The sequence below is a fragment of the Roseobacter fucihabitans genome, from assembly GCF_014337925.2.
Lineage (GTDB): Bacteria > Pseudomonadota > Alphaproteobacteria > Rhodobacterales > Rhodobacteraceae > Roseobacter > Roseobacter fucihabitans.
Genome location: NZ_CP143423.1, coordinates 873972 through 887633, shown reverse-complemented (window position 1 = coordinate 887633; position 13662 = coordinate 873972). Strand labels below are relative to the sequence as shown.

The 13662-nt window shown below is 58.9% G+C and carries 10 protein-coding genes and 1 tRNA gene; 8 read left to right on the top strand and 3 right to left on the bottom strand.

Going from position 1 to position 13662, the window contains the following annotated elements:
- The first annotated feature begins 11 nt into the window (after positions 1 to 11).
- The 6 genes from ROLI_RS04490 (at position 12) to ROLI_RS04465 (ending at position 8385) form a co-directional block, all read left to right on the top strand.
- Entirely contained in the window at positions 12 to 1121 is a 1110-nt protein-coding gene (locus ROLI_RS04490) for a glycerate kinase (RefSeq protein WP_187431530.1), read from the top strand.
- 43 nt (positions 1122 to 1164) lie between these two features.
- Positions 1165 to 3156: a CocE/NonD family hydrolase gene (locus ROLI_RS04485; RefSeq protein ID WP_187431529.1), complete on the top strand. Its 1992-nt coding sequence runs from the start codon at positions 1165 to 1167 to the stop codon at positions 3154 to 3156.
- A 117-nt stretch (positions 3157 to 3273) separates the two neighbouring features.
- Positions 3274 to 4863, top strand: a complete 1590-nt coding sequence (locus ROLI_RS04480) for an ABC transporter substrate-binding protein (RefSeq protein ID WP_187431528.1) — start codon at positions 3274 to 3276, stop codon at positions 4861 to 4863.
- A gap of 15 nt (positions 4864 to 4878) precedes the next feature.
- The gene (locus ROLI_RS04475) at positions 4879 to 5835 is read left to right on the top strand and encodes an ABC transporter permease (RefSeq protein WP_187431527.1); all 957 of its coding nucleotides are present in this window, start codon (positions 4879 to 4881) and stop codon (positions 5833 to 5835) included.
- Positions 5832 to 6644 (top strand): ABC transporter permease, encoded by an 813-nt coding sequence (locus tag ROLI_RS04470; RefSeq protein WP_187431526.1) that lies wholly within the window; start codon positions 5832 to 5834, stop codon positions 6642 to 6644. The genes ROLI_RS04475 and ROLI_RS04470 overlap by 4 nt, the downstream gene beginning before the upstream one ends.
- A 103-nt stretch (positions 6645 to 6747) precedes the next feature.
- Positions 6748 to 8385 carry an ABC transporter ATP-binding protein gene (locus ROLI_RS04465; RefSeq protein ID WP_187431525.1) on the top strand — a complete coding sequence of 546 codons (1638 nt, stop codon included), beginning with the start codon at positions 6748 to 6750 and terminating at the stop codon, positions 8383 to 8385.
- 182 nt (positions 8386 to 8567) lie between these two features.
- On the opposite strand, the gene ROLI_RS04460 is transcribed toward ROLI_RS04465, so the two are convergent.
- The 3 genes from ROLI_RS04460 to ROLI_RS04450 form a co-directional block, all read right to left on the bottom strand.
- Positions 8568 to 9053 (bottom strand): thioredoxin family protein, encoded by a 486-nt coding sequence (locus tag ROLI_RS04460; protein ID WP_187431524.1) that lies wholly within the window; start codon positions 9051 to 9053, stop codon positions 8568 to 8570.
- Between the two features lie 495 nt (positions 9054 to 9548).
- On the bottom strand, positions 9549 to 11765 hold the full coding sequence (locus ROLI_RS04455) for a TRAP transporter fused permease subunit (RefSeq protein WP_187431523.1): 2217 nt from the start codon (positions 11763 to 11765) through the stop codon (positions 9549 to 9551).
- 77 nt (positions 11766 to 11842) lie between these two features.
- Positions 11843 to 12853 carry a TAXI family TRAP transporter solute-binding subunit gene (locus ROLI_RS04450; protein ID WP_187431522.1) on the bottom strand — a complete coding sequence of 337 codons (1011 nt, stop codon included), beginning with the start codon at positions 12851 to 12853 and terminating at the stop codon, positions 11843 to 11845.
- Between the two features lie 129 nt (positions 12854 to 12982).
- On the opposite strand from ROLI_RS04450, the gene ROLI_RS04445 reads away from it, so the two are divergent.
- Positions 12983 to 13264: a LysR family transcriptional regulator gene (locus tag ROLI_RS04445; protein WP_262386633.1), complete on the top strand. Its 282-nt coding sequence runs from the start codon at positions 12983 to 12985 to the stop codon at positions 13262 to 13264.
- Positions 13265 to 13557: 293 nt separating this feature from the next.
- Positions 13558 to 13631: transfer RNA gene (locus tag ROLI_RS04440), tRNA-Gly, on the top strand.
- Positions 13632 to 13662 lie beyond the last annotated feature (31 nt).

The following is a 13662-nucleotide window of genomic DNA, read 5'->3' as shown; positions in this document are numbered from 1 at the left end:
AGGAAGTGATTATGACCCCAAGAGACCTGCTCGTGACCCTGTTTGACGCTGGTGTGAAAGCCGTCAGCGGAGAGGATGCTGTCACAAACGCGCTGACCGCCAAGCCCTGTCCGACGCCGGATCACATCATTGCCGTGGGCAAAGCCGCAACGGCGATGGCGCGCGCGGCCCATGCGCTTTTCCCCGATGCGCCCATCCTGATCGTCACCAAATACGGCCATAGCGGCGGCGCGCCCGAAGCGGCGGAAATCATTGAGGCGGCCCATCCGGTTCTGGATGACAACAGCCTGGCGGGCGGGGCCCGGATCAGCGCGGTCGTGCGCGACATGCATGCGGACAGCCATCTGTTGATGCTGGTCTCGGGCGGGGCCTCGGCGCTGGCCGAAAACCCCATGGCCGGACTGACCCTGGCGGATATGACATCCAAGGCGCAGGCGCTTTTGGCCTCCGGCGCTGATATCCACGCGATGAATGCTGCGCGCAAGGAGATGAGCGCGATCAAGGGTGGCAAATTGCTGGCCGGGTTTGGCGGCGCATCTGTGACCACGCTGGCGATATCGGACGTGGAAGGCGACAGCCTCGACGTCATCGGCTCCGGCATCGGGGCGGCCCCCAAAACCCCCGGTTTCGATTTTGACCCCCGCATCGTCGCAAGCAACGCCATTGCGCGTGCGGCCGTCGTCAAAACGGCCATGGATCAAGGCCTTACCTTGCAGGTGAACGCAGAAACGCTCTATGACGACATCAACGCAATCGCGCCCCAGATCGCCGAAACCCTGAAAAACGGTGCGCCCGGACTTTATGTTTTTGGCGGGGAACCGACAGTCATTTTGCCACCAAATCCCGGCCAGGGCGGGCGCAATCAGGCGCTGGCTCTGTTGCTTGCGCGCGACATGGCAGGCACTGCGGATGTTCGGATTCTCGTGGCCGGGACCGATGGCACCGATGGGCCAACGGACGCCGCCGGGGCGATTGTGGATGGTGCGCTGTGGGAGGATTCGGGCCATTTCGCGCTGGAGCGGGCGGATGCAGGCATCTGGCTTGATGCGCGGGCTGCCCTGCTCAAGACCGGACCTACGGGCACCAATGTGATGGACCTTGTTATTGCGCTCAAATCCTGAGACCTGCTTGACATCACCACTGGGCATGGCAAACCTGAGGCGTATGACAGAACAGAATATCTTGCGCGAAATTGAGGAGTTACCGGATTTCGGGATCACCCTCAGCGATGGGTGCAGGCTTTCGGCGCGCCTGTGGAAACCCAAGGATGCGGGCAATGATCCGGTCCCGGTCATTCTGGAATACCTGCCCTACCGCAAACGCGACGGCACCTGCGCGCGCGATGCGCTGACGCATCCGTGGTTTGCGCAGCGCGGCTATGCCTGTGTGCGTGTGGACATGCGCGGGAATGGCGACAGCGAAGGGCTTATGGCGGATGAATACACCCCGCAGGAACTCAGCGATGCGGTCGAGGTCATCACCCAGCTGGCAGCCCAACCCTGGTGCAATGGCCGCGTCGGCATGATGGGTATCAGCTGGGGCGGCTTCAATGGCTTGCAGGTCGCCGCTTTGGCCCCGCCCGCTTTGAAGGCGGTTATTTCGCTGTGTTCGACCGTGGACCGCTTCGCCGATGACATCCATTACAAGGGCGGTTGCCTGCTGAATGAAAACCTCGGTTGGGGGGCCACGATGTGGTCCTATTCAAGCCGCGCGCCTGATCCTGCGCTGCGCGAAAACTGGCGCGACATGTGGCTGGAGCGGCTGGAAAACGAACCCTTCCTTCCCTCGGTCTGGCTGCGCCATCAACGCCGCGATGCCTATTGGCAACATGGCTCGGTGATCGAAAACTACGGCGCGATCAAGGCCAGGGTACTGGCCATTGGCGGCTGGGGGGATGCCTATAAAAACGCAGTGCCACAGCTCATCGAGGCGCTGGAGGGGGCCAAGGGCATCATCGGCCCGTGGGTGCATAAATACCCCCATTTCGCTGTGCCCGAACCCCGTATCGGCTTCTTGCAGGAGGCTTTGCGCTGGTGGGATCATTGGCTGAAGGACGCTGATAACGGCGTCACCGAAGACCCCGATTACCGTGCTTATCTGATGCATGGCGTCCCGCCGGCGCGCTGGTATACCGAACGTCCCGGTCAATGGATTGCCGAAGAATACGGCGCGACCTCGCATATGCGGCCCCGCCGTTTGCACCTGACCGATCGCGGGTTGTCAAACACGTCGGGCTGGCTGTCGGCGATCATCGCATCACCGCTGGATTGCGGTGCGGAGAGCGGTGAATATTGTGCCATCTGGCTGGGTCCCGAAATGCCCGGTGATCAACGTCATGATGATGCCACGTCGGCCTGTTTTGATACCGCCCCGCTGGACGTGGATACCGATATCGTCGGCGCAACCCGTGCCAAAATTACCCTGCGCTGTGATACGCCCAACGGTCAGATTGCGGTGCGGCTGTGTGATGTGGCGCCCGATGGGGCGTCGACGCGGATCACTTACGGCGTGCTCAATCTGGCGCATCGCAACGGCCATGCCGATCCGACCCCTGTGCCGCTTAACGAACCTGTGGATGTCGAGGTCCGCCTCGATCACGCCGCCTATCGCATTCCCGAGGGGCACCGGTTAAGGGTCGCGGTCTCCAATAGCTATTGGCCTTTGATGTGGCCCTCCCCCGAGCGGCATAAGATCACTCTGGATCGGGGGGAAATCCTCGTGCCGGTGCGCCGCACCAGCAAGCGCGAGGAGCATAGTTTTCCACCGCCAACAGCCGCGCCGCCCTGGCAGAACGAAACCCTGCGCGAGGCCAACTCAAAGCGGTCCCGCGAGGTTGACATGGTCACTGGCATATCACGGCTGATCATCGAAGATGATTTCGGCAAGCTCAAAGATGCCGAACACGGGTTGATTTCCGGGTCGATTGCGCGCGAGGAATGGTCGATCCATCCCGACGACCCCCTATCTGCGCGCGGCACCTGCCATTGGAGCGATGAGTTGGAACGCGAGGGGGTGCGCCTGCGCACCGAGGCGCGATGTGCCATGTGGTCGGATGCAACACATTTCCATCTGAGCGCGCGCATGGAGGCCTATGAGAATGACGTGCTGATCTTTGAGCGCGATCATTCGGACCAGATTGCACGGGATCACCTTTGAAACTGGCCTTAGTGATTATCCTGAAAAGCCCTTGCGACAGGCCCCAAAATAGGCATGCTTGCGGTAACAACTAAAAAGCATGCACAAAAGATGCATGATCCAACCCGGGAGAAACCAATGAACGATCAATTAAAACACCTGTCCGAGCGTGTAAGTAAGGGCTTGATGACGCGCCGCGAATTTGTCGGTCGCGCCGCCGCCCTTGGTGTGACCGCCGCCGTTGCCAACTCGATGCTCGCAACCGCCGCCAAAGCCGCAGGCCCCGTCAAAGGCGGCACCATCCGCATGGGGATCCAGGGCGGCGAAAGCACCAACAGCCTCGACCCCGCCCTGGCCGCCTCCATGGTGCCAACGGTGAACTTGCGCAATTTCGGCGACTGCCTCGTCAATGTGGCACCCGATGGCAGCATCGAAAACCGGATTGCTGAAAGCGTCGAAGCCTCCGCAGATGCAAAAACGTGGAATTTCAAAATCCGCAAGGGCGTCGAATTTCACAACGGCAAGAGCCTGACCCCGGATGACGTAATGCGCACCATGGAGCGCCACTCCAATGAGGATGCAACCTCCGGTGCGCTCGGCATCATGCAGGGCATTGAGTCCATGAAGGTTGATGGCGACATCTTTTCGGTTTCGCTGACCACGCCCAACGCGGACTTGCCGTATCTGCTGGCTGACTACCACTTGCAGATTCAACCGGACGGTGGCTTTGACAATCCCGCGTCAGGCATCGGCAGCGGGGCTTACATGATCGAAGTCGATGAGCCCGGCGTGCGTCATCTGTTCAAGAAAAACCCGAATTACTGGGACGATTCCATTGGCCACGCCGATGAAATAGAAGTGCTTGCTCTGAACGACTCCACGGCACGGACTGCGGCGCTGCAATCGGGTCAGGTCCATATTATTGACCGGGTTGAGCCAAAGATTGCCCAGCTGCTGGCGCGCGCTCCGAATGTAGAGGTCAAGAACGTCTCCGGGCCGGGCCATTACGTCTTTATCATGCACTGTGACACGGCCCCGTTTGACAATGTTGACCTGCGTATGGCGTTGAAACTCGCGATCAACCGCGAGGATATGGTCGATAAGATCCTGCGCGGCTACGGCTCGCTTGGCAATGACTTCCCGATCAACAAGGCCTATCCGCTGTTTGATGAGACCATCCCGCAGCGCAGCTATGATCCTGAAATGGCGGCTGAACTCTACAAGAAATCCGGTCACGATGGATCACCCATCGTCATGCAGGTTGCTGATGGCGCATTCCCGGGCGCGGTTGATGCCGCAGCACTCTTTCAGCAATCCGCACAGGCTGCGGGCATTCCGCTGGAAATCAAGCGGGAGCCAAATGACGGCTATTGGTCCGAAATCTGGAATGTGCAGCCCTTCTGTGCCTCCTATTGGTCCGGTCGCCCGGTGCAAGATCAGATGTACACCACGGCCTATCTCTCGACTGCGGATTGGAACGATACCCGCTTTTTCAACGACGCATTCGACGCGCTGCTGAACTCGGCGAAGGCCGAGCTGGATAACGCCAAACGCAAAGAAATATACCGCGATATGGCAATGATCCTGCGCGATGAAGGCGGGCTGATCTGCCCGATGTTCAATGACAGCATCGAAGGCATCTCAACCAATGTCGGCGGCTGGATCGAAGATCCGAACCTGAACATCATGAATGCGATGGCAGGCGTGAAGTGCTGGCTGACCGCGTGAGAGTGAGCGCGTAGCATGCACCCCATCTTGAAACTTGTAGCTCAGCGCCTTGCGCTGAGCACCATGCTGCTTTTCGCAGCCTCGGTTCTCATATTCGCAGGAACGACGATACTCCCCGGAGACGTCGCGCAGCAAATTCTCGGACAGGCCGCAACACCGGAAAACCTGGCTAACCTGCGCGCAGAACTTGGCCTCAACGAACCCGCGCTGTCGCGCTATTTTTCCTGGCTCGGTGGCGTGATGCAAGGCGATCTGGGCACAGCGCTTACAAATGGTCGCGACATCGCCGAAAGCCTCGGCAGCAGGCTTGGCAATACGCTGTTCCTCGCCTTCTGGGCCGCTGTGATCTCCGTACCGCTCGCGATATTTCTCGGCCTGCTTGCCGTGCGCTACAAAGACCGCTGGCCCGACAAACTCATTTCCGGCGTGACCCTGACAACCATTTCGATCCCCGAATTCATGATCGGCTACATCCTGATCTATTGGGTCTCGATCAAATGGGGCCTGTTCTCCTCCGTGGCGATCATCAACGACAGCATGTCGCTGGGTGAAAAACTCAACGCCATCGCCATTCCCGTCATGGTCCTGACGCTGGTCGTTCTGGCGCATATGATGCGCATGACCCGCGCGGCCATCCTGAACGTCATGCAATCCGCCTATATCGAAACCGCCGAACTCAAAGGGCTCGGCATGCTGAAAATTATCCGCAAACACGCCTTCCCCAACGCCGTTGCGCCCATCGTGAACGTGGTGATGATCAACCTGGCCTATCTGGTGGTGGGCGTCGTGGTGGTCGAGGTCGTGTTCGCCTATCCCGGTATGGGGCAATATCTGGTGGATCACGTGGCCAAACGCGACGTGCCGGTGGTGCAGGCCTGCGGGCTGATCTTCGCCGCCGTTTACATCGGGTTGAACCTGATTGCCGACATTGTATCGATCCTGGCCAACCCAAGACTGAGGCACCCCAAATGAGGATCCCAATTTCTGCCCTCATCGGGTTGTTTTTCACCGGTCTGTTCTTTTTCATGGCCGTTTTCGCTTCCTTCCTCGCCCCCTACGGCATGGCAGAAATCGTCGGCGACGTCTGGGAAGCCCCCTCCGATCAATTCCTGCTCGGCACCGACAGCATCGGGCGCGACCTGCTCAGCCGTATGATCTACGGCGGCCAAACCACGATCTTTATCGCCACCGCCGCCACCGTGCTCAGCTTCGTAACCGGCTCGGTCCTGGGATTCTTCGCCGCCGTCTCGGGGGGGTGGGTGGATCAAGCCATCAGCCGCTTTGTCGACCTGATCATGTCGATCCCTTCGCTGATCTTTGCCCTTGTGGTGCTCTCGGTCATGCCCACAACGATCCCGATCCTGATCATCCTGATGGGCCTTCTGGACAGCACCCGCGTCTACCGGCTCGCCCGTGCCGTCGCGGTGGACATCACCGTCATGGATTACGTCGAGGCTGCGCGCCTGCGCGGTGAAAAAATCGGCTGGATCATCTTCCGCGAAACCCTGCCCAACGCCCTCTCGCCGCTGGTCGCAGAAATGGGCCTGCGCTTCATCTTTGCGGTGCTCTTCGTCTCCACGCTTTCCTTCCTCGGCCTGGGCGTGCAACCGCCACAGGCGGATTGGGGTGGCATCGTGAAAGAGAACAAAGAGGGCATCAACTACGGCATCTCCGCAGCCCTCTACCCCGCCTATGCAATTGCAGTTCTGTGCATATCGATCAACCTGGTGGCCGACTGGGTTCTCAACCGGACGACATCCCTGAAAGGCGGCAGAGGTTGACGCGCCTTTCAAAATCAAACGGAACAAACCGGGTTGGCGGGTGGGCGCCTTTGGCGCAGCCAAACAGACCAACCGCCACCCTCGCCAAAAAGGCGCGTATAATATGACGGAACCCCTTCTCAAAGTCCGCGGCCTCAAAATCGGCGCGACGATCTACCCGCCTGGTGAAAAATCCCGCGAGATCGAAATCGTGCACGGCGTGGATTTCGATCTCGCTCCGGGCAAGGTCCTCGGTCTGATCGGGGAATCCGGTGCCGGCAAATCCACGATTGGTCTCGCCTCTATGGCATATGGTCGTGGTGGCGTGGAAATCACCGGCGGTACTGTGGAAATCAACGGACGCGATATCCTCTCGTCCGGCCTGCGCGATGTGCGCAAACTGCGCGGCGCCGAAGTCACCTATGTCTCTCAATCCGCCGCCGCCTCTTTCAATCCGGCCAAACAGATCATGGAGCAGGTGACTGAAGCCGCGATCTTCCAGAATAAATTCTCCAAACAGGAATCTGAGGCCCGCGCCATCGCACTCTTCGCCAAACTCGGCCTGCCCGATCCGGAAAATATCGGCACCCGGTTTCCCCATCAGGTCTCGGGCGGGCAACTCCAACGCTGCATGACAGCCCTGGCACTCTGCCCCGAACCGGATCTTGTTGTCTTTGACGAACCCACAACGGCACTGGATGTGACCACCCAGATCGACGTCCTCGCCGCCATCAAGGAAGCCATCCGAGACACCGGCGTGGCAGCCCTTTACATCACACATGACCTTGCGGTGGTTGCGCAGGTCAGCGACCATATCATGGTCCTGCAACAGGGCGCGACCGTCGAATATGGCACCACCGACCAGATCATTAACCACCCAAAGGAAGCCTACACCCAGGCCCTCGTCTCGGTGCGCTCCATTAATCACGCCGAAAAACAACCGACCCAAAACCCGATCCTGAAGGTCGAAGGCATAACAGCGCGCTATCGCGGTACGGATTTTGACGTTCTCAAGAACATCAACGTGGAACTGCACCCCGGTCAGACGCTGGCCGTTGTCGGTGAATCCGGCTCCGGCAAATCGACGCTGGCCCGCGTTATCACCGGATTGCTCCCACCCTCGGCAGGTCAGATCACCTTTGACGGACGCATCCTCACGCCGGATCTGCCGACGCGACCGCTCGAGGATCTGCGCGAATTGCAAATGATCTACCAGATGGCCGATACCGCGATGAACCCGCGCCAGACCGTCGGCACCATCATCGGGCGTCCGCTGGAATTCTACTTCGGTCTCAAAGGCGCGGAAAAACAAAAGCGTATTCAGGAACTGCTCGATGAAATCGAGCTGGGCGACGGCTTTCAGGATCGCTACCCGGCAGAACTCTCGGGCGGTCAAAAACAACGTGTCTGCATCGCCCGCGCCCTTGCCGCCAAGCCCAAGCTGATCATCTGCGATGAGGTCACTTCCGCCCTGGATCCGCTGGTGGCTGATGGCATTCTCAAGCTGCTCTTGCGGCTACAAAAAGCGGATGATGTCTCTTATCTGTTCATCACCCATGATCTGGCCACAGTACGCGCGATTGCCGACAGCATCGCGGTTATGCTGCGCGGTGAGGTCGTGCGCTATGGCCCCAAAAGTGAGGTCCTTTCGCCCCCTTTCGATGATTATACCGACCTGTTGTTAAGTTCCGTGCCGGAAATGAAACTCGGGTGGCTCGAAAGCGTGATCGAGAATCGCAGAATGGAAAGCGCTGGCAACTAGCCCCCCACTGGCCGATGCCGGTAGGGTCGGCGATGTGATCCTGCACGCACTGATGGCACCGTTGGTGGTCGAGAAGTACCCTAGACAAAGTGCTTGTGCTTTAGCGTAAGGGCGGAGCGTTACAACTCGGACGCCACGCCCTAACATCCTGGCCAAAACACTAACGAAACGCCAAAGCGGTCTCAAGACGTGGCAAATCTGCCATGATGCGCCTTGAAAATCACATCCAACTCATCACGACTGTGCAGGCCCTCAACGGCCTGCTGCAATCCACCCCGCCCGTCAAAAAGCAAAAGCGTCACATTACCGACGCCGTGGCGCACCGCAAAAGCGCGCCCCTCAACGGTGGTGATATCGGCAATCAGATAAACCAGATCACATTCACCGAACCCGTAGAGTGCCTTGCGTGCCTGTTTCTGCAAAGCTGTGCAGGTGGGGCACTGCGGATCATGTACCTGCACCACCACCGGTTTGCCCTGCCCGACCCGGCTCAGATCGTGTTCCGCCGCATAGACGCGAAACGACCCCATTGCGAAATAGCCTCCCCCCGCCACCGCAACCGTAGCAATCATCCCGTTGCGTAGCAATTTGATGACATCACGACGCGTTGGCTCCAGGCGAGCCAGACCCTTCGATTTGCCTGTGCGGGTGTTGCGGGATTTACTCATAATCACTGTCCATTTCTCTGGGGTCACTGCATCCTAGGCTACCCCACATCACCCAGGCAAAGGCATTGAACCGATTACCACTTCACATTCGCGGCACTGCGCAGTGGCGGCATCAGCAAGCAGATCGCCATAACCGACCGCGCGCAACATCTGTTGAGAAAGACCCACAGCGTCCCGATACGGGAAAAGCATCGCTTCCGAGTTGGCCTGCGCGCTTGGGACTGCTTTCTTCCGGAAACCGTGCGAGCGAGGGCAGATGCCCCGGACCATGGCGCAGGGAAACGCCCGCCGGGCGGTTGCGGCGTAAGAGCCTTCACGGAATCTCCTTTCAGATGCCGGGCATTGCCTGTGAAACAATCGACCTGGGCGAAATCACGCCCGCATGTCCGTAGGAGATGGCCTGTCCGGGGCGCATCCTTGTCGATCAGCGTGACCTTTCGCTTCTGTTCCAACAGAGCCAGCGCGGTGCAGATGTGCTAGACTTGTGGTGACATCTCAGGCGTTTGCGATTGCAGCGCGGGTTCTTGCGCGCAGTTGCAGAGCGATCACCGGGCTTACGATCGCCAGAGCCAGAAAATCCGCCGACAGCGACGGCGCGATGAACACCAGCCCCGCGAAGGCGCAGAGGATCCGGCTGAAAACGCCCATTGGTGCCAGCCAGAAGCCCACCACCGCCGCCGACAACGACACGACGCCCATAATGCAACTGGTCGCCGAATAGGTGAAGGTCCATAGATCGAAGCCCGTAGAGGAAACAAACAGCAACACCGGCGCATAGACGAACGCCATCGGGGCCACGATCTTGCCCAGTCCCAGCGTGAAGGCGGAAATGCCGGTCTTGAAGGGGGGCGAATTGGCGATGGCCGCGGCCGCATAGGCGGATGTGCAGACCGGCGGGGTGATTTCAGCGACAACGCCATAATAGAGCACGAAGAGGTGGCTGGCGATGGGCGGCACGCCGAGTTGCGCAAGCGCGGGTTGAGCCACAGAGACCAGCATGATGTAGAGCGCCGTAGTCGGGATCCCGGCCCCCATCAGGATGCAGGCGATGGCGATGAACACCAGCGACAGGAAGAGTTGCAGATCCTCAACCGCAAAGAGCGCGTATTCCCCAAAGCTCAGCAGCGCATAAAAATCCGAGGCGAGGTTCCCGGCCCCTTGTGTGACCATGAAGCCAATGCGAAACCCGATGCCCGTGGTGTTGATCACACCGACAACGATGCCCACCGCCGCCGATGCGGCCCCCACGGCCAGCGCGTATTTGACGCCCGTTTCGATGGATTGAGACATCTCGGGCAACAACACGCGCTTTTGCGGGTTGAGCGTGGCAACGGCGGTTCCAGCGAGCAGGATAAACGCGGTGAGCGGTTCAAAGCTCCCCCCAGTGAATTTCCAGATGACGAAGGCACCGAAGGCCACGGCATAGATCAGGGTCGGGGGTTCGCGCAAACGCGACATGCCCGCAACAACCGCCAGCGATATGCCGCAAAAGGCGGACATGAAGGGGGTATAGCCGCTGAACAGGACCCACAAAAGACCGATCAGCGGGATGATATTGGCCCAGCCTTCGCGCCAGACGTTGCCGAGAAGGGGCAGTTGTTCCTTGGTCAGCCCCTTGAGGTCCAGCTTGCGCGCCATCAGGTGTACAACCGTGAACACCCCAACGTAATGCAGAACCGCCGGAAAAATCGCGGCGATCACGATGGTCGTATAAGGAAGTTGCAAAAATTCGGCCATGATGAAGGCCGCGGCCCCCATGATCGGCGGTGTGATCTGCCCCCCCGCAGAGGAGGCGGCCTCGACCCCGCCGGCAAAATGCCCCGGATAGCCCAGGCGTTTCATATTGGGGATCGTCAGCGCCCCCGTGGAAACCGTATTGGCCACGGAAGAGCCCGAAATCGTGCCAAAAAACGCCGAAGAGACCACCGAGACCTTGGCCGGACCGCCGGTGTAGCGCCCTGCGAGAATAGTCGCGTTGTCGATGAAGAGTTGCCCCAGACCGGTGCGTTGGGCGATCACGCCGAACAGCACGAAATGGAACACGATTGTGGAGACGACCCAGAGCGTGACCCCGAAAATACCCTCTTGCGGGAAATACATTGAGGACACGAAAGTGCGGAATTTGACGCCGGGGTGTTGCATGAGCCCCGAGAAGTAGGGGCCGAAAAGAGCATATATGATGAACAATGAAATGATCGCCGGGAGAACCCAGCCCAGGGTCCGCCTCGCGATGTCCAGCACCAACACGATGATAACCACACCAAAAAACATGTCGAAGTTGTTGGGATTGCCCATTCGGAAGGTCTGCTCTTCGATCCCGAGCATTGGAACACCGCGCCAGGCGAGACCAATATAAAGCGCCGAGGCAACGCCCAGGATCATCAGGATAATGTCCAAAAAGGGTATGCCGCCCAGGCGCAGACCGTCGGTTTTCAGCGCAAGGCTTGATTTGGTTTTGAACAGGGGAAAGAAGGCGTATGTCAGGATGAACAGGCCCGACAGGTGCCAGCCCATATGCCAGTGATCCGCAGGCAGCCCGAAACCGGCGGTGATGTAGTGATAGATCGCAAAGACGATGGCGACAGCGCGTAATAGAATGCCCGCAGAGGGGGCGACTTTACGTGTCGCGGAGCCTTCGTCGTATTTCTCCTCGATGGCCGCGAGTTCTTCGGCGCTCAACTCATGTGCAACATCTTTGGCTGGCTCGCTCATGGCGGCAGCACCTCGCTCTATCGGGATTTCGGTGAAAAAAGGGGCGGCCGCGACCTGCGCCGCCCCAGTTCAGGGAGTTACTTCAGCAAACCGGCTTCGCGGTAGAACTTTTCCGCACCCGGGTGCAGCGGCACGCCAAGCGCCAGAACACCATCCAGTGCCGTTTCGGGTGTGATCTGCTTGCCCTTGGCATGGCCATTGTCGAGCAGGCGGCGGGTGTTTTCGTTCCAAAGCGCCTTGGTGATGCCATAGACAAGTTCTTCGCTCAGTTCCGAGGAGACATTCAACAGCGCGGAGACCGCAGGGGTTTTGACTGCTTCATCAATGCCTTCATAGACGCCACCGGGAATCTCCGATGGGATATAGGCGGGGATGAGCTCGTTGATTTTCGCCAGATCTTCGTCGCTGAAGGAATGCAGCGCCATGCCCTTGGTCGAGGACAATTGCACCATCGCCGCAACCGGCCAGCCTGCCGCATAGAAATAGGCGTCAATCTGACCATCAGCGAGGCGTTCAGCGGATTGGCTGTTGTTCAGCTCCGCCTCATCCATATTGTCGCGCGTCACGCCCCATTCCGCGAGCATTTCCAGTACGCCAACCTGCGTGCCCGACCCGGCCTGTGCAATGCCCACACGCTTGCCCGCCAGATCGGCGAGGCTGTTTATGCTGGCACCCGCAGGCATGACCAGATGCAGGTCTTCTGGGTAAAGATTGGCCACAACGCGCAAATTTGGATGCGGCTTGCCCTCAAATTTGCCCTCTCCGAAGTACATTGAGCGCGTGACATCCGCAGCGGCCAGGCCTGCTTCCAATTCGCCGTTCTGCACGGCGGCATTGTTGAACACGGAGGCTGTGGTGGATTGCGCGATCGCAATCAGGCCGGGCACGCCGCATTGCCCGCCGTCTTCACAGGCCCGGCTGCCTGGAGGCGAGGAAATACCGTTGGCGATTGTGCCGCCGATGGGGAAATATGTACCACCAGCCCCCCCCGTCCCGATACGGAAAAAGGTGGGATCTTGCGCAGCCAGCGGACCCGCCAGCAATGTCGCGGCGACAACGGCCCCGGACAGTGATTTCAGCATTGTCATATAGTTAGTTCTCCCTGGAAGGTCATTTTGACCATTTGTTACGTTCCCGTTCGTCCATGTTAGAGGGCAGAATCATATAAATGCAAATTTGAAGTTGTTTCTTACGCACAATAAATTCTGATATGCCGTATGAATTTGCGCCAGCTTTGCGTTTTTCGAGACGTGATGAAACCCGGCTCCATATTGGAGGCTGCGCAAAACCTGGGGCGCACGCAGCCTGCCGTCAGCCTCGCTCTCAAGGTACTTCAGGAAACTTTGGAGATGACGTCGTTTGATCGCGATATCCGTGCTCTCAAACCGGTGCCTGAGGCCTATTTCCTTCTCGCCAAAGCCGAGAGCGTATTGACCCAAGCGTCACAGTTGCACCGCACAATGGGGCGCATGCAAATCGGTGATGACGGTGAAGTGTAGCTGGCGTTGATGACGGGTGTCGCCACGGTCCTAATTACGGAGTTTCTCATCATTTTCATGACGTTGCGCCCTGATATCGGATGATCGTTGCGCATCCGACATCCCGCCCAATTGCGTGAACGCGTCAGCAACCACGGGGTTGATTTAGGCTATGGCTATTATGACGAGGATTTCAGCCGCACGCAGCAAAGCAATGTGACGCAGATTTCAGCGGATACTGCCCATGTCTCACACGGCCTAACGGGTTCTACTTGACGCCCCGAGGGGTATGAAATAGTACCTAAATCGGTCTAGCGGGCGTTGTGTAATGGTAAGACCTCAGCCTTCCAAGCTGATGATGCGGGTTCGATTCCCGCCGCCCGCTCCAGAAAATCATACAAGATGCAGGTTTCGCGGAT